At 45.6% G+C, this 22,713-nt stretch carries 22 protein-coding genes; 9 read left to right on the top strand and 13 right to left on the bottom strand.

Annotated features, from left to right (window positions below; translation table 11 throughout):
- Nucleotides 1–199: 199 nt before the first annotated feature.
- Together kynU and BW980_RS17180 are read right to left on the bottom strand one after the other, a co-directional pair.
- The gene (kynU, locus tag BW980_RS17185) at nucleotides 200–1,471 is read right to left on the bottom strand and encodes a kynureninase (protein ID WP_076456418.1); all 1,272 of its coding nucleotides are present in this window, start codon (nucleotides 1,469–1,471) and stop codon (nucleotides 200–202) included.
- 49 nt (nucleotides 1,472–1,520) lie between these two features.
- Complete coding sequence (locus tag BW980_RS17180; RefSeq protein ID WP_076456417.1) at nucleotides 1,521–1,988, bottom strand: GNAT family N-acetyltransferase; 468 nt, start codon at nucleotides 1,986–1,988, stop codon at nucleotides 1,521–1,523.
- 68 nt (nucleotides 1,989–2,056) lie between these two features.
- Between BW980_RS17180 and BW980_RS17175 the strand changes: the two genes are divergently transcribed.
- The gene (locus BW980_RS17175; RefSeq protein WP_076456416.1) at nucleotides 2,057–2,698 is read left to right on the top strand and encodes an O-methyltransferase; all 642 of its coding nucleotides are present in this window, start codon (nucleotides 2,057–2,059) and stop codon (nucleotides 2,696–2,698) included.
- Here the strand turns inward: BW980_RS17175 and BW980_RS17170 are convergent.
- The 8 genes from BW980_RS17170 to BW980_RS17135 form a co-directional block, all read right to left on the bottom strand.
- Nucleotides 2,664–3,236: a phosphatase PAP2 family protein gene (locus BW980_RS17170; protein ID WP_076456415.1), complete on the bottom strand. Its 573-nt coding sequence runs from the start codon at nucleotides 3,234–3,236 to the stop codon at nucleotides 2,664–2,666. The genes BW980_RS17175 and BW980_RS17170 overlap by 35 nt on opposite strands.
- Nucleotides 3,237–3,238: 2 nt before the next feature.
- The gene (locus BW980_RS17165) at nucleotides 3,239–3,577 is read right to left on the bottom strand and encodes a Sec-independent protein translocase subunit TatA/TatB (protein WP_076456414.1); all 339 of its coding nucleotides are present in this window, start codon (nucleotides 3,575–3,577) and stop codon (nucleotides 3,239–3,241) included.
- A gap of 82 nt (nucleotides 3,578–3,659) precedes the next feature.
- Nucleotides 3,660–5,972, bottom strand: a complete 2,313-nt coding sequence (locus BW980_RS17160; RefSeq protein ID WP_076456413.1) for a M1 family metallopeptidase — start codon at nucleotides 5,970–5,972, stop codon at nucleotides 3,660–3,662.
- Nucleotides 5,973–6,032: 60 nt separating this feature from the next.
- Complete coding sequence (locus BW980_RS17155) at nucleotides 6,033–6,539, bottom strand: DUF6702 family protein (RefSeq protein WP_076456412.1); 507 nt, start codon at nucleotides 6,537–6,539, stop codon at nucleotides 6,033–6,035.
- Between the two features lie 50 nt (nucleotides 6,540–6,589).
- A complete protein-coding gene (locus BW980_RS17150; protein ID WP_076456486.1) occupies nucleotides 6,590–7,420 on the bottom strand; it encodes a peptidase associated/transthyretin-like domain-containing protein in 831 nt (276 codons plus the stop codon).
- Between the two features lie 52 nt (nucleotides 7,421–7,472).
- Nucleotides 7,473–8,303 (bottom strand): carboxypeptidase-like regulatory domain-containing protein, encoded by an 831-nt coding sequence (locus BW980_RS17145; protein ID WP_076456411.1) that lies wholly within the window; start codon nucleotides 8,301–8,303, stop codon nucleotides 7,473–7,475.
- 57 nt (nucleotides 8,304–8,360) lie between these two features.
- The gene (locus BW980_RS17140; RefSeq protein ID WP_076456410.1) at nucleotides 8,361–9,143 is read right to left on the bottom strand and encodes a carboxypeptidase-like regulatory domain-containing protein; all 783 of its coding nucleotides are present in this window, start codon (nucleotides 9,141–9,143) and stop codon (nucleotides 8,361–8,363) included.
- Nucleotides 9,130–9,879 carry a hypothetical protein gene (locus BW980_RS17135; protein ID WP_076456409.1) on the bottom strand — a complete coding sequence of 250 codons (750 nt, stop codon included), beginning with the start codon at nucleotides 9,877–9,879 and terminating at the stop codon, nucleotides 9,130–9,132. Before BW980_RS17135 ends, BW980_RS17140 begins: the two co-directional genes overlap by 14 nt.
- Nucleotides 9,880–10,239: 360 nt before the next feature.
- Between BW980_RS17135 and BW980_RS17130 the strand changes: the two genes are divergently transcribed.
- From BW980_RS17130 to BW980_RS22980, 5 genes are all read left to right on the top strand, one after another.
- Nucleotides 10,240–13,776: a TMF family protein gene (locus BW980_RS17130; protein WP_139327722.1), complete on the top strand. Its 3,537-nt coding sequence runs from the start codon at nucleotides 10,240–10,242 to the stop codon at nucleotides 13,774–13,776.
- Between the two features lie 24 nt (nucleotides 13,777–13,800).
- Nucleotides 13,801–14,952 (top strand): T9SS type B sorting domain-containing protein, encoded by a 1,152-nt coding sequence (locus tag BW980_RS17125; RefSeq protein ID WP_076456407.1) that lies wholly within the window; start codon nucleotides 13,801–13,803, stop codon nucleotides 14,950–14,952.
- 364 nt (nucleotides 14,953–15,316) lie between these two features.
- Nucleotides 15,317–16,051, top strand: coding sequence for a M15 family metallopeptidase (locus BW980_RS17120; RefSeq protein ID WP_076456485.1), 735 nt, complete (start codon nucleotides 15,317–15,319; stop codon nucleotides 16,049–16,051).
- A gap of 37 nt (nucleotides 16,052–16,088) precedes the next feature.
- On the top strand, nucleotides 16,089–16,853 hold the full coding sequence (locus tag BW980_RS17115) for a M48 family metalloprotease (protein ID WP_076456406.1): 765 nt from the start codon (nucleotides 16,089–16,091) through the stop codon (nucleotides 16,851–16,853).
- Between the two features lie 238 nt (nucleotides 16,854–17,091).
- Complete coding sequence (locus BW980_RS22980) at nucleotides 17,092–17,259, top strand: DUF6747 family protein (RefSeq protein ID WP_316932901.1); 168 nt, start codon at nucleotides 17,092–17,094, stop codon at nucleotides 17,257–17,259.
- A gap of 107 nt (nucleotides 17,260–17,366) precedes the next feature.
- Here the strand turns inward: BW980_RS22980 and BW980_RS17110 are convergent, their stop codons facing one another.
- The gene (locus BW980_RS17110) at nucleotides 17,367–17,759 is read right to left on the bottom strand and encodes an ankyrin repeat domain-containing protein (protein WP_076456405.1); all 393 of its coding nucleotides are present in this window, start codon (nucleotides 17,757–17,759) and stop codon (nucleotides 17,367–17,369) included.
- Nucleotides 17,760–18,103: 344 nt separating this feature from the next.
- On the opposite strand from BW980_RS17110, the gene gpmI reads away from it, so the two are divergent.
- From gpmI to BW980_RS17095, 3 genes are read left to right on the top strand one after another with little or no spacing between them, the layout of a single operon-like run.
- On the top strand, nucleotides 18,104–19,621 hold the full coding sequence (gene gpmI / locus BW980_RS17105; RefSeq protein WP_076456404.1) for a 2,3-bisphosphoglycerate-independent phosphoglycerate mutase: 1,518 nt from the start codon (nucleotides 18,104–18,106) through the stop codon (nucleotides 19,619–19,621).
- 33 nt (nucleotides 19,622–19,654) lie between these two features.
- Nucleotides 19,655–20,473 carry a type I methionyl aminopeptidase gene (map, locus tag BW980_RS17100; protein WP_013992117.1) on the top strand — a complete coding sequence of 273 codons (819 nt, stop codon included), beginning with the start codon at nucleotides 19,655–19,657 and terminating at the stop codon, nucleotides 20,471–20,473.
- Between the two features lie 42 nt (nucleotides 20,474–20,515).
- Entirely contained in the window at nucleotides 20,516–21,286 is a 771-nt protein-coding gene (locus BW980_RS17095; protein ID WP_076456403.1) for a class I SAM-dependent methyltransferase, read from the top strand.
- Here the strand turns inward: BW980_RS17095 and BW980_RS17090 are convergent.
- Nucleotides 21,283–22,290 carry an FAD:protein FMN transferase gene (locus BW980_RS17090; protein WP_076456402.1) on the bottom strand — a complete coding sequence of 336 codons (1,008 nt, stop codon included), beginning with the start codon at nucleotides 22,288–22,290 and terminating at the stop codon, nucleotides 21,283–21,285. The genes BW980_RS17095 and BW980_RS17090 overlap by 4 nt on opposite strands.
- Nucleotides 22,283–22,651 carry a Na(+)-translocating NADH-quinone reductase subunit F gene (locus BW980_RS17085; RefSeq protein ID WP_076456401.1) on the bottom strand — a complete coding sequence of 123 codons (369 nt, stop codon included), beginning with the start codon at nucleotides 22,649–22,651 and terminating at the stop codon, nucleotides 22,283–22,285. Before BW980_RS17085 ends, BW980_RS17090 begins: the two co-directional genes overlap by 8 nt.
- Between the last annotated feature and the right edge of the window lie 62 nt (nucleotides 22,652–22,713).

The raw sequence follows: 22,713 nt of genomic DNA, 5'->3' as shown, positions 1-22,713 counted from the left end.
TCATTTTTTGTTTTCATGTTCATTTTAATATTTGGGGTTAAAACTTACATTTGATGTACGGAAATAACCACCCGATTGGCTGACAAGACCCCTCGAAATTCGATGAACTACACTCTTAAAAAAAACGGGAAGGGCAATAAAAACCAGTCTTAGCCCCTATAGGTCGGGGCCAGACGACGGTTGTGCAGAAAAAATAAAATTATACCGTTTGTATTCCTTTTTTTAAGATTTGACCGAAGCGGTACATATCTTCATAGGAACAATAAAACGGTGCGGGAGCAAGACGGATGACATTGGGTTCCCTCCAATCGGTAATAACCCCGCTTTTCATCAAGTAATCGAAAAGGGATTTCCCCTGACCGTGAAGAAAAACGGAAAGCTGGGTCCCCCTATCCTTGGGAGTAATGATTTCAAAGGTGGCCTTGTCGGTTTCCTTGTCTATTTCGTGAAGTACAAATTCCAAATAGGCCACTATGCGATCTCTTTTATCGATCAATGCTTCCATACCGACTTCCTCGAACATCTCTAAGGAGGCCAGATAAGGTGCCACAGATAACACCGGTGGGTTGCTCAATTGCCAGGCGTCGGCATTGGCCATAGGCTCAAACTCGGGTTTCATCAAAAACCGTGTTTCCTTTTTGGTACCCCACCATCCTTCTAAACGAGGTATATCCTTTTTATTCAGGTGACGTTCGTGAATAAACACGCCCGAAGCATTGCCCGGGCCACTGTTCATATATTTATAACTACACCATGCCGCAAAGTCGGCATCCCAATCGTGCAATTTAAGTTCTATATTACCGGCGCCATGGGCCAAATCCCAACCAACGTTAGCGCCTACGGCCTTTCCGGCCTTGGTTATGGTTTCCATGTCGAACACCTGTCCGTTGTAATAATTGACCCCACCGATCAGCACCAAGGCCAATTCATCACCTACTTCATTGATTTTTTGCAGTACGTCTTCGGTACGCCAAAAATTTTCACCTTCCCTTTTTTTCACCTCTACCAGTGCATCGTCGGGATCAAGTCCGTGATTGCGTACCTGACTTTGCAACATATATTGATCGGAAGGGAAAGCCTTTTCCTCACAAATAATTTTATAACGTTTGGCAGTTGGCCTGTAAAAGGTAACCATCAAAAGGTGCAGGTTTACCGTAAGGGTATTCATCACCGATACCTCTTCGGTCTTTGCCCCGACCACTTTGGCCAAGGGGGCGGCCAATCGCTCATGGTAATCCCACCAAGGCTTATCGGAATGAAAATGGCCTTCTACGGCCAGTTCTTTCCAATCGCTCATTACCTCATCAACAAACTTTTGGGTACGCTTAGGCTGCAATCCGAGGGAATTTCCTGTAAAATAGATGACCTCTTTTCCGTCTACCTTTGGGAAATAAAATTCATCACGATAGCTTCGCAATGGATCTTGATCATCTAGTTTTTGGGCAAAACCCAACGTATTCTCGAACTTCATATCGGCGTTTTTTTTTATAAAAATACAATTTCAAAAAAGATATTGCCCCCTACTTCGGGCCAACTAGTCGCATCTCGATAAGATGATTTGTAAACCCTGCTTTTTCGTAGGCCTTGATTGCCCCAATATTATCACTATAGACCGTAAGCCGTATCTCTGAAATCCCCCTTGAATCGGACCATGTTTTCAAGGCATCGACAACCTTTTTGTTCAGTCCTTTCCCCCTATAGTCGCTATGGGTATACATAAAGCCCAGATACGAATACACCTCATGGTCTAGATATGCCTTAGCCTTTTTGATTTGGGCATAGCCCGAAGCCACTATACTTCCTTCGCACTCGACCACTACCACCTCGGCATCATCACTTTTGATCAATTCCCCCAAATCGTAATAACTAATACGACCGGCCCTAAGGGTGGGGTCGTATGGTCTTTCGGCCGCAATGATGCCCTGCTCAAATTCCAACAAGGTCTCTAAATCGTCTAGAACTGCCGTTCGAATTTTAAATATATCCATAGCTTGATCTCTTCTAGTTTGAACTTCTGGAGTTCTAAAATACTATATATTTGCAGAAATTACAGCTCATGCATTTCCTATCTTCGGATTTAGAGGATTATATCCAAAACCATTCAGAGGACGAACCCAAGCTACTTCAAGAACTTACCCGGGAAACGCACTTAAAAGTAGTCCGCCCCCGTATGCTCACCGGGCATTTTCAGGGAAGGGTCTTAAGTGTGCTTTCGAAGATCCTCTACCCCAAGAACATTCTTGAAATCGGCACCTATACGGGTTATTCCGCCCTGTGTTTAGCGGAGGGCATGCAAAAGGACGGCCAGCTACATACCATAGACATCAACGAAGAGTTGCAAGATATTCAAGAACGCTATTTTTCGCGCAGTGCCTACAAAGGGCAAATCGTACAGCATATTGGAGATGCCAAAACCATCATTCCCCAACTTGAAGCTACTTTTGACCTCGTCTTTATCGATGCCGAAAAAAGGGACTACCCCGATTATTTTGAACTTGCCATACAGAAGACCCGCCCGGGTAGCGTTATTTTATCTGACAACGTACTATGGTCGGGAAAAGTAGTGGAAGCCGTGGAGAAAAAAGACAAGGTAACCCCCATTCTTTTGGAGTACAACAAAAAATTAAAGGAAGACCCACGTGTAGAAACGGTATTACTACCGATTAGGGATGGCTTAACCCTAAGTAGGGTACTATAAGCCTAAGGTAAAGCATATAAAAAAGCCAGGCCGAAAAAACACCGACCAAAGAACCCACCATGATATCGGTCGGAAAATGCACCCCTACGAAAATACGACTGCTTACGAACAATAGGGGCCAAATATAGAATAGCCAGCACCATTTAAAACGCCTTCTTAAAAAGAGTACCACAATAGTGGTCGCCGAAAACGAACTCGACGAGTGGCCGGAAAAGAAACTATAGGAAGAAGAAGGCTTCAGTATACGGATCAAGGTATTTATGGTTTCATCGTTATTGGGCCGCAAACGGGCTACTACCTCTTTGGTCAAATCGGTAAGGGTTACGACAAAAAACAGCATCAAGATTATGGTAAGCACCACAAAAATGGCCTCTCTCTTGGGGTATTTTATAAAAATAAGAATAAAGAATAGGGCAAAAAGGGGAATCCAAGTCGAGAAGTGCGTAACGACGATCCAAAATCGGTCGTAGTCTTCAATGCCCAGATTGTTCAGGTAGATAAAAGTTTCCCTATCCCATTCTAAGATCCTTTCGAGCAAAACTAGCTTCTTTTGATGGTTCCCGTAACATCATCGACGGTCTTTTTGACCCCGTCTATTTCTTTTTTGATGTCGGTACCGACCCCTGAGGTAATATTGTTCTTGACCTCATCGATGTCTTTTTTGATATCGGTTATAAAACTCGTATCAACGCCCTGTTTTTCGGCGCTTTTTTGAATTTCTTGCTTGATATCTTCCGTGGCGTCTTTCAATTGGCGCATACCCTTGCCCAGCCCCTTGGCTATGCCGGGTATCTTATCGGCGCCGAAAACCATCACCACGATAAACATGATAAAGAAGATTTCGCCCCCGCTAATAAATAAAAAGTGCAGTGAATACATATCACAAATATAATGAAGTTTACATAGAAAGACCTGTCAGGTATAGAAAACCTGACAGGTCTTTTTGTGATATTAACAAAATTTATTTGCCCTTGACAGCATTTTCCTTCATCTTCTCGAAATCGGACTTTTCCTCTTTCTTAGGCCATGCGTTGTTAGACGTGTCTATATCTGCCGTTTCCGCCTTTGGGTCGACAACGATTCCGGTAAGTTCGCTCTGTGATGATATCACTACACTTACCTCTTTATCGTTCTTACGCCAAATTTCAGGTGGGTAGGTAACATTTTTGGTAGAACCGTCGGCATAGGTGTACTCCACGATCACCGGCATTGGTATGCCCCCTGGCTTATCGTAAGTAACCTCGTAGATATATTTAGGCTCTTTTACGGCGGCGCGTTCTTCGGCCGTCATATTGTCCATCATAAATTCTTTCAAAGGCTGTGAACTTTCGGAAGGCGCCTTGTCTTTTAGGTTCGGATCAAGGTCGCCGCTACCTTCTTCCGCCAAATATACCAAAGGTGGTAAATCGGCCTCGGTAATGCCACGTACTGCCATATATTCTTGCATTTTCTTGCTAGGCTTGTCGGTAACGTAGTATTTTTTGATGCCTTTGACCCCTATATCCACAAAATCGGTAGTATAGAACCATCCTCTCCAGTACCAGTCTAAATCGACAGCAGAGGCATCTTCCATAGTCCTAAAGAAATCTTCGGGTGTCGGGTGCTTGAACATCCAACGTTGTGCATATGTTTTAAAGGCATGGTCAAAAAGTTCGCGGCCCATTACGGTCTCACGAAGAATGTTCAAGGCCGTTGCCGGTTTACCGTAGGCATTCGGGCCTAACTGGTATACGTTTTCAGGGTTCGACATGATCGGTGCAATGCTGCTCTGATCACCCGCCATATAGGGTACGATCTTAGAAGGCTCTCCCCTTCGCGATGGGTATTTGCTATTAGGGGCAATGGCCTCAGGATATTTTTCCCCGAATTCTTGCTCCGCCATATATTGCATAAAGGTATCAAGACCTTCATCCATCCATCCCCACTGACGCTCGTCTGAATTTACGATCATCGGGAAAAAGTTGTGACCTACCTCGTGAATGATCACACTGATCATACCGAATTTCACACGGTCTGAATACGTACCGTCTTCGTTAGGGCGACCGTAGTTCCAACAAATCATCGGATACTCCATTCCCTGTTGCTTGGCATGTACCGAAATGGCTTTAGGGTAAGGGTAATCGAAGGTATGCGATGAATACGATTTAAGCGTATGTGCCACGGCCTTGGTAGAATACTCCTCCCATAGCGGGTTTCCTTCTTTTGGATAAAGCGAAACGGCCATAACGTCTTTGCTGCCCACTTTAACGGCCTGCATGTCCCAAATGAATTTTCTTGATGTAGCAAAGGCATAATCCCTTACGTTCTCAGCCCTGAACTTCCATGTTTTTTTCTTTTTGGAAAACCCTTTTTCCGCCTTTTCGGCTTCCTCTTGGGTAACGATCACTACCGGCTTGTCATACGACTTCTTCGCCTTTTCGTAGCGCGCCATCATTTCCTTTGTAAATACATCTTTTCGGTTCTGCAAGGTTCCTGTAGCATCAAGAACGTGATCGGCAGGTACGGTAATGTTTACGTCGTAGTCACCAAAGGTAAGGGCGAACTCGCCACTACCCCAGAACTGGTGGTTCTGCCAACCTTCTACATCGCTATATACGGCCATTCTTGGAAAGAACTGCGCAATAACATAGGCCCTGTTACCGTCTTTAGGGAAATATTCATAGCCCGAACGTGCCCTGTTTACGGTGTGGTCGGGAATATTGTAGTCCCACTTGATGGAAAAGGAAATCTTCTCTTTACTCTTTAAGGGTTTTGGAATATCGATACGCATCATGGTCTGATTGATGGTATACTTCAACGGTTTTCCGCTGGCATCCTTCACGTATTCTATATTGAAGCCCCCGTCAAACGGCTCGGTCATGTATTTTTGTGCGAATGACCCCACTTGTTCGGCCATGGGTACACCTCCACCATCTCGCAAAGGTGATTTTGAAGTCTTGGCCCTTACGTTTTGATCCAACTGAAGCCAAAGATATTCAAGGTCATCGGGCGAATTGTTGGTATAGGTAATGGTTTCCGTACCAAAGATTTTCGCATTTTCATCATCAAGCTCGATATCCATTTTGTAATCGGCCTGTTGTTGGTAATAATCGGGTCCGGGTGCTCCCGAGGCGGAACGATAATTGTTCGGAGTAGCGAACTCTTCGTACAACTGTTTGAATTTATTCTGATTGTAATGCCCTGGTTCCTTGTCTGCATTAACGCCATTTTGTGCCATCAGAACGCTGGCGAACACAAAAAATAACGTTGCAAGACCATACTTCAATTTGTTCATATGTCTGTGTGGTTTTAATCCGCGAAAAATAAAATATTTTAAGGAATAGTCGCCTATATGTTACAAGTTTAACATTCCTTTAGTACGAGATTTGACCAAAACAAAGCTTTTTTTCTGGTCACCTATCTTAAAATGTACTACATTTTGTTGCTCGTCAAAGAGGTCGGTCAAGATTTCGTTCTCTATTTGCACCGATTTCAAAGTGGCCTTATCGACGTTGGGAACCTCGATATAGAAAATCACCACATCGGCGTCGTACTTCTTACCGATGTATGTATAGTCGGCATTGTTGCCGTTGACCTCTATTACAAATTTGGCCCTTAGGTATTTTTCTAGATAGGCATCGGCCAATGGCGATTCTTCCCCGGTTGCCAATTGCGCCTTTAAGTCGTAGCGCTCAAGCAGCAATTTGTCTAGGTCATCGATAAAAATGCGGGAGGTAATCTGTAAGGCCTTATCCTTTTCGGAATAGTTTACGTTGGTTACGCTTACGTAGAACTTATGGGCGGCCGTAAAGGCCATTAAAGGAAGCAGCAATAGTACAAGCAACTTTTTCAAAGACTTCATAATCTCATTTTCTATCGCAAAAATAGGCAAATGTTATGCCAAAAACCGCATTATTCCAAGCCGTTATTTTTTCTATATCCTGGGGCCTTTGCTTCCATCAGCCCATATACGGAAGCCATGTCGTCGGCCTTCGCAACTTCCTTATATGCTTTATCGACCATACAGTAGTTTAAAAAATCGTTTATATGGGCTTCGGGAATTTTTAAGGTACCTACAAAAACGAAGTCGGTAAAGAACAATCGTATGGCCTCAATTTGATCAAGCTCGCCCACAAGGGTTTTATACTTTTCCAAATCCTTGGTCCGCCCCGATATATCGTCGGCCAGCCTAACGATCTTTAAATCGAGACGGATATCGGGCCTTAAGGCAAGGGTGTCATATCCCGTTACCAGATTGAGGTATTTGTTCAATCGCAAGGTTACCCCCATACCTTTAGGCCTAAGCCTTGCCTTTTTGTTTAGGAGCCCCAAGGAGTGCGATGTAATTACAGAAGTGACCGGCACCCGATCTAGGTCCCTCCCCATGTCGCCGGTCAAGTTATACGGGGTTACCACCACCTCTTCCAACTGGGTCAAGACTTCCTGCAGGGGCACTATGAGCAATTTACTTTCCAAAACCGATGGGGTAACCACTACTTCCTTCCTTTTAAATTGCACGGCCGAGAAGACCAGGGTATCATTCAGGCGAACTACGATATCAAAAAAACCATCGCCCCTTGTTATAGTCGCCTTTTTGCTTGTGGTGTTCAACACGTGGGTGGCGGAAACATCTATGTTTTCGCTATACACACGCCCCTCTAAAGTAATCGGTTCTTGGGCATACGAAGCATGGGCCGTCAAGTTTATGGCACTCACAAAAGCTAATTTTAGCCATGGCTTCATAGGTTCCGTTTTAATTAATTCCCCAAAAGAAGAAAATACCTCAACCCTAATGTTAATCTTCCCCTTCTTCGTATGCTTCGTAATTTTTACGGTAGACCACACTTTTCCGCTTCATAAAAGTCCAAATTTTTAATCGATCGTGGCCATCCACTACTTTCTGAAAATCGGCATCGACCTCACAGAAGTATAGAAAATCATCGATTTTATCTTGGGGAATCTTTAATTCGGTGGTATAGAGCGAATCTACATAAAACGCCCGCACCCTTTCGGTTCTTGAATAGGCCCGATCGCGTTTCACACGTTTCTTGAGCATTTTGGTACGTCCGGTAATTCCGTTTATAATAGGATTCAAGGAAACCGCCCCACCCGCACCCAGACCCGATGTGGTTCCGGTCACCGACATGGCCGAAGCCTCGCGGAGCAAACGCTCGCTTTGGGTCCATCTTTTGGCATGGGCATTGGGAAGCCCCAAGGTAGAAGCCGTCACCACCGGGTCTATTTCGAGGTTTTTCAGGTCGCTCGCCATATGGCCCGATAAGTTGTAAGGCGTTACGACTACCTCATCTAATTCGTTCAGGGCCTCTTCTAGGGGAATCAACAACAACTTGCTCTCAAGAACACTTTCAGAAACCACGATTTCCTTGCGTTTGTACTGTACGGCGGAAAACACCAAGGTATCATTAAGCCGTACCACAATATCAAAAAAGCCGTTGGCATCGGTTATCGTAGCCCTATTGGTCGTCGTATTCAACACATGGGTTCCCGACACATCATTGTTATCGCTGTACACACGTCCCTCTAAGGTTTCGGAACTTTGGGCCTTTCCCACGGTAGAAACCACCAGCATTACACTTGTAAAAAGAAGTCCTTGTAAAGATTTCATATCCGAAACGTTTTAGCCCTACACTATTGAAGCACGACTTTTTACCAGCCAAGCCAATTACTCTTCCTCCCTATGGTTCCTGCGGTATACTACACTTTTCCGCTTCATAAAGTCCCATATTCGCAATCGGTCATGGGTATCCACAATTTGCTGGAAGGCCGAATCGACCTCACAGAAATACAGAAAATCATCGATTTTATCTTGGGCAATCTTCAGCTCTACGGTATAGAGCGAATCTACATAAAACTCGCGCACGCGTTGGGTCCGTTCGTATTTCTCATTGCGTTTTACGCGGGCCTTCAACATCTTCTTGCGCCCGGTAATGGTATTGATCAGGGGATCTAAACTCATATAGGGGTTTGCCGTGGCCGCCCGAAGCTCGCGTTCGGCCTTACCCATCGGCACCACAAAGGCATTGGGCAGGCCCAAGGTAGAAGCCGTTACCACGGGTTCGATCTGTAAGGTCTGAAGGTCGCTCGCTATATGTCCTGACAGGCTGTAGGGCGTTACGATCACCTCATCCAATTCGGTCAGGGCCTCTTCTAGGGGAATCATTATGAACTTGCTTTCCAAAATGCCCATGGAAATCACAATTTCCTTGCGCTTGTACTGTACGGCGGAAAACACCAAGGTATCGTTCAACTTAACGGCTATATCAAAAAAACCGTCAATATCGGTAATGGTAGCTTTTTTCGTGGTGGTATTCAGAACATGGGTAGCGGCCACATCGCCGTCTTTACTGTAAACGCGACCCTCAAGTTCAACGGAAATAAGGTCTTGGGCAGCAAGACGTGCCAAGACCACAAAAAAAATAGCAAAAAGAAAACTATTTCTCTTCATTTATTTGTTCTCGATAGGCCTTACTCTTGTTGACCAGAAAATCGATCAATTCAAATTCGTTCTTTTTCAAGAGCAGGGCATATTCGGGTTCGTGAGTATCTACATATTGTAAAAAATCGTCAATAGCCGCCTGTGGTAATTTAAGGTCGGCCACAAAAAACTCATCGTCATACACCTGTCTTAGCACTTCGCTCATCTTCATACGGGGCCGACTCTCAGCGTTGTCGCCTTTCCCCGATTTGGCCAAAGCCTTAAAGATGTTGACAAAATTGAGGCCATCTTTCATCCCCCTATCCACCTGGCTCAAGGCTATATTTTCAACTTCGGTAGAACGGTCGATATCGTACTCTACCTTTTTAAATTCCTCATTCTGCATTTTTAAGAACTTCTCCTCGTTTTCAGGGCTTACCACCACCTCGTCGAGTTCGGTCACCTTTTCGGTCACCTCAACGACAAGGCGCCCCTTCTTTATGATCTCTTCGGTGACCTTTATTACTTCCATCTGATAGTTTATAGCGGTAAAGGCCAACTCGTCCCCAGCCTTGGCCATAATGGCAAACTGCCCTTTTTCATCTGAAATGACGGCATTCTCGGCCGTAATATTGATGACATTTTCATTAGGGACACTAATACTTCGGTAAAGCACCGTACCTCTCAACAAGGATCGGTCATCGTCTTGGGCCGACACGTTCAAAAAGGTAAAAAGTATGAAAACCAGGGTAGGGATATTTCTCATTTGGTTGTTTTAGTTGTAAGCGTTCTATAATTGGTCAAAGTATTGGTCGGTTTAAAAATAGATTCGGGGCAACTTTATTCATAGTACATTCGTACAATAGTTAAGAAAGCGTTCCGTGTCGATTCCTTTTTAAACGAGTTTATAAAGAAAATACATGTTTCGGTCTTAAAAAAACCATGCCCTCTAAACTTTTGTTAATTCGTAATCGCGGCCAAAACCATGTTATCGATGGCCTTTTACTGCCCATTGTAATCCTTTTAGCCTGACGAACAAGTAGTTTGTCTTGTTAAATTAGATAAATTATGAGATAAGTTTATTTTTGTTGACCCTAATATGCTTAACACCTTAAATCGAAATTGTATGCAAAAGCGCATTTCAATACCCTTATTCTTAATTGGTTTCTTTATCATAGGTTTTGCCCAAGCCCAGGTAAAAATCGGTGACAATCCACAAACCATAGACCCTTCCTCTATTTTAGAGCTAGAAAGTTCGAACAAGGTTCTGGTCATAACTCGGGTAGACGAGTCGCAAATGGCCAGCATTGTTCCCAATCGCGGAGCCATGGTCTACAACACCACGGCCGATTGTATATATTATTACGATGGCACCGCCTGGATCAGTATGTGCGAAGCCGCGGGCGGCCTAATTACCGACCCGGAACTGAACGCCGAAAGCACTATAGCCATTACGCCTACGCCAAACGGAAACACGATAGAGATCGCCCCGAACAGTATCAACAGCGAACAGATCCGTGATGGGGGCATCAATGGAATAGATATTCAAGACGGTTCGATCGGACAGAACAAGCTTTCTGACAATTCGGTTACACAAAACAAACTAGCGGAAAATTCCGTGGGGGCCTTTGCCCTCGATAATGACAACATCAACCTCAGCGATTTTACCAATGACCAAGGTTTTATCACCGGTGCCGATATCGTCAGCCCCGATGCGGGCAACAGCATTACGCCCGATGCCAATGGGGCCGCCTTTTTCGACGCCTCTACCTTGGAAAACAATATTGCCGCCAACACAACGGCCATTGCTGCTGACGGCGACACGAACGCTACGAACGAAATACAATTACTAAATCTAAACACAACCACCAACGAACTCACCTTATCACGGGGAGGAGGCTCGGTCACCCTACCGACCTCCAGCGGTTCGGACACCAAGATCGTGAACGGCACCAATACCACCGTTAGCGGTACCGGGGTGGTAGGGGACGAATACAGGATCAACGTACCCAACGAAGTTGACGGAAGCACTACCAATGAGCTTATCACCGGTGCCGTTCTTAATGCCGCCAATGAATTGGTGATTACGGAACCGGGCAACCTTACCACGGTCGATTTAAGCCCCTTGGCCGGAGGCGGAGACGACGACCAAACGGCTACCGAAGTACCCTTCACTGCCACAGGCAACACCACCAGTACGAACGTTCAGGATGCCATTGTAGAAATCCAGAGCGAGGTCGATGGCCTTAGTGCCGGCGGTGAGGCGAATACCTCCTCCAACTCAGGTGCAGGTGGTGTAGGCGTGGTATTGCCCAAAAGCGGGGCGGACCTCCCTTTTAAAAGTATAAACGCAGGCACTTCGGGATTTATCTCCGTAACGAATGATGCCGCCAACAATGAAATTGACATCGACATCGTACCCGCCACGCCCTTGGTCACCCCGGCCAATCAAATGTTGATCACCGATAAAGACACCGACGCACTTACTTGGGCTCCGATACCATCAGGTGCCACTACCCCCAACCTTTCCGCGGTCTTGGGTGAAGGCAAAGATGCCGGGGGAGCGACCATCAACAATTTGGGCGCTCCCACCGCCGATCAAGACGCCGCCACCAAAAAATATGTGGATGATGAAATAACCGCAACCAAAACCTTGACCGACGGGAACATTCTCATGGGCAATGCCTCCAACGAAGCGCAAGAGGTGGTAATGAGCGGAGACGCCACCCTTGATAATACCGGGCTGCTTACCATAGAGGAAGAAGCTATTGACTCCGACAAAATAGAGAACGCTACGATCAAGCTAGAAGACCTAAGCGATATGGGGGCGACCGACGATGGCGATGTCATGCGATGGGACGTCGACACCACTTCTTGGATCGTAGAAGCCGCTCCGGGGGAGCATACGGGGGAACCCAATACCATATTTTTTGCAGGCACAGACAATAAACCAACATCAACAGAGGAAACACCGGACTACCAAGATGATGGCGGCTTAATCTGGAACCCCGCCAGTAGATTTAAATCCGGTGCGTTGTTTGTGGGATTGAAAAAAGGAGTTCCAAATCAAGGTACGGCTAGTAAGGTCAGTAATAACTCAAAAGTGGTTATAGCTGAACGACCTCCTTTATCCATGGGAACCACTTTCCCATTACAACTCATAAATGAAAGTAATCAAATAGGAGCTTCGTCAGGAATTCTTTTTTCTGTAGTTGGGGTATCAGAAGGTACAGGAACTTACGGCAAGGGAGGCTTGATTTATGAAAGAACAGCCAGCTCTGCGCGAGGTGATTTTCACTTTTTACAAAACTCCGACGACAATGGTGACAGCGAAAAACCTGAACTAACCGACAAGGCCTTTACCGTTAAAAATAACAAGGACATTGTACTATACAACGGTATAGAAATAGCGGGAGATCGGGGTGATGATGGTCAAGTATTAACCTCAACCGGCACTGGTGCCGTAACATGGAAAGATGTTTCAGATGTAGCCCTACCTTCAGGCGGCACAGCAGACCAATTATTGGTTTACGATGGTACAGATGCCACATGGAGCTACAATAATGCCACAAAAGTAAAATTGGCCACCCCTATAGATATTGATGGGGACACTGCGGATGAAGAAGATGTAGAAGCGGCGATCAACAAATTGAACGACCTAACCGTTAAAGGCACTACAGGCTCTATATTTTTTGCCGACACGGATGGTTCCGCCACGGATGAAAATTCGGAATTGTATTGGAGTACAGCTGACAAACGCCTAGGCATCGGAACTAACTCCCCTAGTGAAAAACTACATATCAACGGAAACGTAGAAATCAGTAACGGCAACCTTATTGCCCGAAATGGTGCTGGTAGCAATGGGCAAGTACTATCGACTACCACAACGGGACAAACCGAATGGGCCGACCCCGCAAATCTAGAAAACAATGATATGACCTTGACCGAAGACAGAACAATCAATTTAGCTGGTTTTGATTTTGCCCTTAATGGCTCTGGAAGAGTCGGAATAGGAACGGATAGCCCTGCAAACAAACTACACGTTACGGGAGCAATACGCTCAGAAGGATTTCTGAACTCTAACGGCACCATTAACGAGCCCTCTTATCGCTTTAACGGCGATACAAACACAGGAATGTTTCGTGCGGCAGCTGACCAACTGGCATTTTCTACAGGAGGTACGGAAGCTTTAAGAATCGATGCCAGCCAAAACGTAGGAATCGGAACGGCTACTCCTGCCGAAAAGCTTCATGTTGCAGGAATCATTCGGGCAGATGGTGATATAGTTACTTCTGGAGATGTAATTTATGATGGAACGCTAATTGATAATATACCTGATTACGTTTTCCAAAAATACTTTTTAGGGAGCTCAGACTTAAAAGAAGACTACCACTTCAATAATTTAAAGGAAATAGAAGCGTTTATAAAAAAGAACCATCACCTGCCCGGTGTTACCTCGGCCGCAAAAGCCCAAGAAGAAGGGCACTGGAACTTGAGCGAATCGAACTTGCAGAACCTCGAAAAAATAGAGGAACTTTTTCTGTACACCATTGAACAAGAAAAAGAGATCCACAAGCTAAAGGCCGAAAAGGAAAGCTTGGCCCAAGAATTAAAATCGATGAAAAGCGACCTAGAAGAAATCAAGGCCCTTTTAAAGAAGTAATCAACGGAGCACCATCAGCAGCACATGAAAAAACACCTATACATAGTGGCACTCATTTTGGTATCGGGCGTACAGGCCCAATCGGCCCTGTACAATGCCGGCAACCTACGTGTTCACGATGGAGGGCGAATAGGCTTTCATACCGACCTGATCAACGACGGCAGCTTTGACGAAAACCTGGGGCTGGTCGGTTTTTATGGCGACGACCTCCGCACCATTGGCGGTAGCCTGCCCGCCACCCTTTACGATGTTGAGTTCGTAACCGGTTCGGGTACCATATTACAGACCGCCTTGAACGTATTGAACAATGCCAACTTCGTAAGCGGGGATGTCATCACCGATCGGGCACAGAGCTTCAATTCCCTTAACTTTTTGAACAATGCCTTTCCCAACGGACAAAGCAATATCAGTAAGGTAGATGGTTATGCCAGCGTAAGTGGCCAGTCCGATTTTATGTTCCCTGTAGGCGATACCCAAGAGTTTCGCCCCTTGCGTTTAATTTCCGAAAGTCCGAATACCCTGGCCCGATGTGCCTATTATTTAGAAGACCCGAACAGCCCGAGCATTATACCGGGTTCGTTCAATACCGATAACAAGGCTGCCGAGATTGGCCGGATCAGCACCGTGGAATTCTGGCATTTAGAAGGCTCGGTGCCTTCTACCGTACAACTGCTTTGGAACGAAAGGAGCAATATCAGCCGATTGACCAACGATGTCAACGAAGTGGTCATTGTTGGCTATAGCAAGTCGGAAAACCGATGGGTAAGCCTCGGAGGGCCGGTCTCTTCGGGTTCCCTTAGCCAAGGCATTGCCGCTACGGGCACTATTGTTCCCGATGACTACGCCGTACTTACCTTTGCGGCCGCAGGCGAGCCCCGTGACTATCTCGACCTTGAAAATTACTTCGTCTCCCCCAATGGTGACGGAATCAACGATTTTCTCGAGATTCCCGAATTGGCCTTATCGCCCAACAATTTTATGCAGATCTTTAACAGAGAAGGACTCAAGGTTTTTGAAAAAAGGAATTACACCAATGAATTCAACGGGCACTCTACACAGAACAACTTTGTAGTATCGCGCGATAAGGGACTTCCCTCGGGCGTATACTTCTATATAGTTACCCTAGACGATCTAGATCTTGAGTTTCAAGGATTTTTATATTTGGCGAACGACTGATAAAAAGAAGGGGCTTAAAGGCCCCTTTTTTATGCCCCCTATTTGCCGCCCCACATAAAGACCGTACATAGCGATACATACCGGACCCGGCTTTTCTTTTTTTAGTAGGATGTTGAACCTACCTCCCCTATTTCACATTTGCCCTACTACTGTTTCTTTGCCCCAACGAGCGGCACGAATCGACCTTAAAGCCATAGGAATCATTCCGATAGGGGGAAGCCTTAGGTTTTTTTCCTATTTACCACCGTCACTTTACACGATAATCGCTAGTTCAAACGTTATCAATTCGGTCGCGATCTATTCTTGGCACCAAATTTGGGTATCTTTGTCTAGATTGCGAACACGATTAAAACAAAATGGTAGTATGGAACGACGAGCATTCATAAAAAAGAGTGGGGTTGCAGGCCTGGCATTGGCGGCACTGCCCAATTTGGCATTCTCAAAAGATTTTGAGTACAGCATCTTAGAGCTGATGGGCAAAACCGATATCAAACTCTACGGAAAGGGCATCAATTTAAGAAAAGAGGCACATGATGCCTTTGTTGAAATGAAAAAAGCCGCTTACGGCGATGGCATAGATTTAAAAATTGTCTCTAGCTACCGCAGTTTCGAACGCCAACGTTCTATCTGGGAACGCAAATTCCTAAAATACACCGACGATGGCAACATGGCCCCGCTAAAGGCCATTGACAAGATCATAGAATATTCCACCATACCCGGCACAAGCCGACACCATTGGGGTACCGACATCGATATTGTTGACGGTAACCGCAAGGTAGAAGGCGATATGTTGGTACCATCAAAATTCGGGGAAGGCGAACCTTATGCCGATTTCAAGAAATGGATGGATGAAAATGCCAAGGACTTCGATTTCCACTTGGTCTATACCGACACCCCCGGCCGTAGGGGCTTTAAATACGAGCCATGGCACTATAGTTATGCCCCATTATCGGTTCCTATGCTGACCGAATTCAGAAGAAAGAACATCATGCAATTGCTAAAAAATGAAGATTTCTACGGTACCGAACATTTTACCGAAGGCTTCTTGACCAACTACATACAAGATAATATCCTGGATATCAATACCGAACTTCTTTAGGTCTTTTGTATATTGAGGTACAAAAGAACACTAAACCATGCGAAGAGGAAGTTGGAAAATTAGGATAGTTATAGGCTTGGCCATTGTGGCATTTGCCTTTATCAAGCGTTGGAGCAGCAAGGAGGAAAACCCCTATACCGGAAGGGTACAGACCATTAACATGAGTACCGAGCAAGAGATTGCCATCGGCCTCAACAGTGCCCCGGAAATTGCCCAACAATACGGAGGACTATACCCCGATGAGAAGCTACAATCTTATGTAGACCAAATAGGGCATAAACTGGTACAGAACAGCATTGCCCGAGAAACGCCCTATCAATACGACTTTCACCTATTGGCCGACGACCAGACGATCAATGCTTTTGCATTGCCCGGCGGTCCGGTCTTTATCACCTACGCCCTGTTCAAACAACTGAACGAGGCCCAGCTCGCCGGGGTTTTAGGCCACGAGATCGGCCATGTGATCGGCCGGCATTCGGCAGAACGCATTGCCGAGGGCGAATTTTGGCAAACCCTATCGACCGGAGCTTCCGTTGGTGGCGACATGGGCGGATTGGTCGGTGGAATCGGCCAAAACACCCTGCTTAAAAACGGTCGTGGCGACGAGCTTGAAAGTGATGACCTAGGCGTACTCTTTATGATAAAATCGGGCTATCGCCCTGAAGAAATGATCAAGGTAATGGAAATCTTAAAAGCAGCGGCCGGCCCGAACCGGACCCCTGAATTCCAAAGCACCCATCCCGACCCTGAAAACCGGATCGAGAAAATACGGGAATCCATAGAAAAATATCGAAATCAGTAAGGCCCGACCTACTTCATACGGCTTCCCCCACAAAACCCTAGCCATTGTTTCCCAATAGGTTACGATTTATTTTATAAATTCCGCGAAGAGTTGTTAAATTCGATGAACTGCAAGGGCACCGCCGTTTAATTGGCTATCTTTACACCTCCCAAAGACTACCATTGCCAGAGCACTGATTTAACCCTTATAGCTTTACAATAACCAATGCCCCTAGACAAGGCATTAAAAGAGAAACTATATGGGAACACTATTGCACTTTAAAAATTTGTACGTCCAAGCATTCGAAAATTGCAAGCCTGAAATCGTTGTATTTCTTTTAAAGGCCTATTCGGTGTTTTGTGGATTAATGTTGTTTATGGCCGTTTACGCGTTTATGCATAGGGCCTTACACGGATTTGAATTCTGATCCGTATCGTTTTACCGCTCTTTTACGAGTCACTATATGAAAAGAAACCCGGCCATAGCAATATGGTCGGGTTTTAGTTTTCATAGCAATCGGGCTAATTCAAGCTTTTAGCTTCCCATGGCCGAATCAATGACCCTTAGGGCATCGACCGCATTGGATAGCTCTGCGTATTTTTTTACGGAATATCCCTTATCGCTCTTGATCTTTAGGTTTGCCCCATTTGCGATCAACAATTCTAGGATTTCCGCCCTGTTATAGCGTGCGGCAAAAATGGCCGGTGTCATTCCCAAAGACTTTTGGTTGACGTCTTCGCCCAGTTCTATCAATTTTTTTACGGTGTCAAAATCGCCCTGCATAATTGCCTTGCAGAAAGAGTTTACTTCTAAAGTACGGTACATTTCAAATGCCGGCGCATTGTTCGTAGTAATGTTGTCATTGGCCATTAAGGCTGTAGATCCGACCAAACAGGCCATTGCGAAAGTGAATACTGTTTTTTTCATGATGAGTGATTTTAATTGATGAATATGTAATTGATTGTACTAGATAGACTTGATTTTCGCCATCTTGTTACAAGATTTTGGGTACAATAACAAAATTTTAACAATTGGGCTTCCTGCAAGCTCAGATCTGCAATAGGGCCTATCGCCCCTTTCCATCCATTTTACAAGCGTCTTGCCTTTGCCAGAGCTCCCCTTCGGTCCTTCCCTAGAAATTTAAAAAATACTATTTCGAACAGTAAAATGTGGTATCTCTAACAATGTTGAAATCACCGTAAAAAAGCCCCGTCATAATTGGTATTTCCTCATAGATCACAGTACTTTTGAAAATCTAATTTTCAGAACCCATGAACAAGAAAGTAATACTTATGATTCTTGACGGTTGGGGCAAATCGCCCGACCCCAAGGTCTCCGCAATAGACAATGCCAATACTCCCTTTGTCGACTCCCTTTACAAAAATTACCCGAACGCCAACCTTCTTACCGATGGTATGAACGTAGGTTTGCCCGAAGGTCAAATGGGAAACAGCGAAGTGGGCCACATGAACCTTGGTGCCGGACGTATCGTATACCAAGATTTGGCAAAGATCAACTTGGCCGTAAAAGAGAACACCTTGAAAGACGAAAAGGTCTTACAAGATGCCTTTGCCTATGCCAAGGCGAACGACAAACCCGTACACTTTTTAGGTTTGTTGAGCAATGGTGGGGTACACAGCCACATCAACCACATCAAAGGACTTATCGAGGCCGGTAACGCCAGCGGCGTAAAAAATATGTTCGTTCACGCCTTTACCGATGGTAGGGACGTAGACCCCAAAAGCGGAAAAGGTTTCTTGACGGACCTGAACGATTTCTGTAGCGATAAAAATACCAAACTGGCTTCCGTAATCGGAAGGTATTTTGCCATGGACCGCGACAAACGATGGGAGCGCGTAAAGAAAGCCTATGACCTTATGGTAAATGCCGAAGGTGATAAAACCGTCGATATTGCCGCAAAAATGCAGGAGAACTATGACAAGGGCGTAACCGATGAGTTTATCGAGCCCATTGTAATGACCGACAGTAAGGGAACCCCCGTTGCCAAAATCTCAAATGACGACGTGGTCATCTTCTTCAATTTCAGGACCGACCGTGGACGCGAGCTTACCGAAGTCTTGAGCCAGAACGATATGCATGAGCAGAACATGCACAAACTCAACCTGTATTACGTAACCCTTACCAATTACGACGATTCGTACACCGGGGTTCACGTGGTTTACGACAAAGACAATATCAAGGACACCTTGGGCGAAGTCTTGGAAAGGGCGAATAAAAAGCAAATTCGTATTGCCGAGACCGAAAAGTATCCGCACGTTACCTTTTTCTTCAATGGTGGCCGTGAAAAGCCCTTCAATGGCGAGCAACGTTTGCTATGTCCTTCCCCAAAGGTAGCCACCTACGACCTACAGCCGGAAATGAGCGCCTATGACATTAGGGACGCCATCATTCCCGAATTGAAAAAAGGAGAGGTCGATTTTGTCTGCCTAAACTTTGCCAACCCTGATATGGTAGGCCATACGGGAGTTATGTCTGCCGCTATTAAAGCGTGTGAAGTGGTCGACGAATGTGCCAGGGACGTAGTGACCGCAGGACTGGAAAACGGCTATACTTCCATAGTCATTGCCGATCACGGGAACTGTGATACTATGGTAAACCCTGACGGTAGTCCGAATACCGCACATACCACCAACCCCGTACCCTCGATCTTGGTCGACAAGGAAATCAAAGAGATTAAAGACGGTGTTCTGGGCGATATCGCCCCGACCATTTTAAAACTGATGGGCGTTCCCCAACCAGAATTAATGACAAGAAAGGCTCTTGTTTAGTCAATCACATCAAATATTTTTACCTTTGCCGCTATGATCAAATTAAAAACACCCGAGGAAATAGAACTAATGCGTGAAAGCGCCTTGGTGGTATCAAGAACTTTGGGCATGCTGGCATCGGAGATAAAACCAGGTGTCACCGCCCTATATCTTGATAAATTAGCAGAAGATTTTATCAGGGAGCAGGGCGCTGAACCAGGTTTCTTGGGCATGTACGATTTTCCGAATACGTTGAACATGAGTCCGAACGCCCAAGTGGTGCACGGCATACCCAACGCAGAACCTTTGAAAGAAGGCGATATTATTTCGGTAGATTGCGGTGCCCTTAAAAACGGTTACTACGGCGATCACGCCTATACCTTTCCCGTTGGTGAAATAGCGGAAGAGACCAAAAAGCTACTCAAGGTCACCAAAGAATCATTGTACTTGGGCATTGCCCAATTCAAGGCGGGAAACCGCGTTGGCGATGTGGCCTATGCCATTCAAAACTATTGCGAGAGTCATGGTTATGGTGTAGTTCGCGAATTGGTAGGCCATGGCCTGGGCAAAAAGTTACACGAAGGCCCCGAAATGCCGAACTACGGTAAACGCGGTCGCGGAAAACAGTTCAAGGAAGGTCTTGTTGTTGCCATAGAGCCTATGATCAATATGGGTACGCGACGCATCAAGCAACTCAAGGACGGCTGGACGATCTTAACCGCCGACGGTCAACCCAGTGCCCACTTTGAGCACAACGTGGCCATCGTTAACGGCAAACCCGAGCTTCTCTCTACCTATCAGTATATTTATGAAGCCCTAGGTATTGAAAGTGACGAAGAAGATCAGTTCCATCAAAAAAAATTGGTTCTTTAAGCAAGAGCGGATATAGGTAACCCGAACAAACCCGTTCCATACGTGTCCAAAATTTTCAAGTTCATTCTAAATGCCGTTCCTAGGCCGCTGCTTATCAAGTTAAGCTACCTAGTGCGACCGCTTTTAGGTCTTTGGATGCGCGGCAATCGCTATGAAGACCCCATTGACGGCAAAAGGTTCAAGCGCTTTTTACCCTACGGATATGAAAGCCCTAGGGAAAATGTGCTCGCCCCTTACACCCTATCTTTGGAAAGGCACCGTTTGTTATGGCTTTACCTGAAACATCGGTCGAACTTCTTTACCGAAAACCTAAAGGTGCTCCATTTTGCCCCTGAACAGGCGTTTTACAAGCGCTTTAGAAAGCTCAAAAACCTAGATTATACCACTACCGACCTTTTTTCGCCCCTAGCCGATGTAAAGGCCGATATCTGTGACCTACCTTTTGAAGACAACAGCTTTGATGTGATTTTGTGCAACCATGTGCTCGAACATATACCGAACGACACCAAGGCCATGCAAGAGCTCTATCGCGTACTGAAAAAGGGAGGATGGGGCATCTTACAGATTCCACAAGACTTGGAACGCGAGACCACCTTTGAAGATGACAGCATCACCGACAAAAAGGAACGCACCAAGATATTCGGGCAGTACGACCACGTTCGTATTTACGGTCGCGATTATTTCGACAAGTTAAGAAGCATAGGTTTTATCGTCGAGGAAGTAGACTATACCGCCACCCTTTCGCCCGAAGACATAGACAGATACCGATTGGCCAAGGGTGAAATCATTCCCCTGGTAAAAAAACCGGCCTAAGATTTGGTCAGCAAGGCTTCAAAACCCGGGGTCATAAATTCGTGGATCTCCCCCTTTTCGTCAAAAAAGATAATATAGGCCTCCAGCTCGCGCCTAACCGCCAAAAGTTTCAACACCTCATCTAAGTCCATTGCCATAAAGGAAGTGGCATAGGCATCGGCTTTTGCGCAATTATCGGCAAGTACGGTAGCCGCCAGGGTATTGGAGTTTTTGGTAAACCCCGTAATAGGATCGATCGTATGCACATATTTTACCCCACTGACCGGGTCTTTTCTAAAATGCCGGTAGTTTCCCGATGAAGCCAAAGCCTTATCCTGAAGTTCGATGGTAGCCTTCAATTTTCTATCGTCTTCAATGGTAGGATCTTCTATTCCCACGACCCAAGGCTTCCCTTTGATTTGGTTGTTTCCTTTGGCGACGAGCTCCCCACCCACTTCCAGCAAGTAGTTTTCAACACCGTGCATCTCCATCAGCTTCGCCAAGCGATCTATGGAATATCCTTTGGCAATGGCATTAAAATCGAAATAGATATCGGGTTCGCTCTTTTGAACCGTAAAGCGCTCGGTAAGCTTTACCTTATTAAAACCCACATAACGCAGAAGGCTATCTACGCGGGCGCTATCCATCTCCATTTGTTTTCCCGGGCCAAAGCCCCAAGCGTTCACCAAAACCCCCACAGTGGGATCAAAATAGCCTTTCGTACTGGTGTACACTTCTTGTGACAAATTAAAAACCTCCCTGAACATTTGATCCACCACCAAGGTAGAATCGCCCTTATTGATCCTCGAAATATCGGAGGTCGGAATATAGGTCGACAAGGAATGGTTGATCGCATCAAAGACCGAATCGATTTGCTTTTGCAAGTCAAGCTTTTCCGGCGTCAGATATATCAGGTTATACGAAGTACCCAAGGCCGCACCCGATGCTTCGTTTCGGACCACACCACCCGGACCACCACATGAAATCAACTGCAATCCGACAAGAAACACTATCAATCTATTCATCTTCAATCTCAATTAAACCTCTATAATCAACAATATAGGCCTCGTTCAAATACACCGGTAAATCTTGGTTTTCGGCATTTGACAGCCCCACCCCCGCATAATAGGTACGCGCTTCATGCTTATTGGCATGATCCTTCATTTTGGCCATTAAGGCCTCGTCATAAACCCTAGGGTCTTTAGGGTGCGGTACATAGCGTACCACGATAAAATGCAATACCTTGTCCTTTAGGCAAACAAACTGGGGATTCTTTTTAGGTTCGCTGTTCACGCCCATAAAATCGTACCCCTCAGCCTCAAGCTCCCGTCCCACAATGTTCATGGCCAGGTTATGCAGTTCTCGACCCGTTAACGGTTTCCCCATAACACTAAAAAAAAATTAGATCAAAAAAAACCGATGCTTGTACATCGGTTTTTATTCAATTT

Source organism: Zobellia uliginosa (assembly GCF_900156625.1).
Lineage (GTDB): Bacteria > Bacteroidota > Bacteroidia > Flavobacteriales > Flavobacteriaceae > Zobellia > Zobellia uliginosa.
Note: the sequence above shows the minus strand (reverse complement) of the source record. Positions and strands in the feature narration are given on the sequence as shown.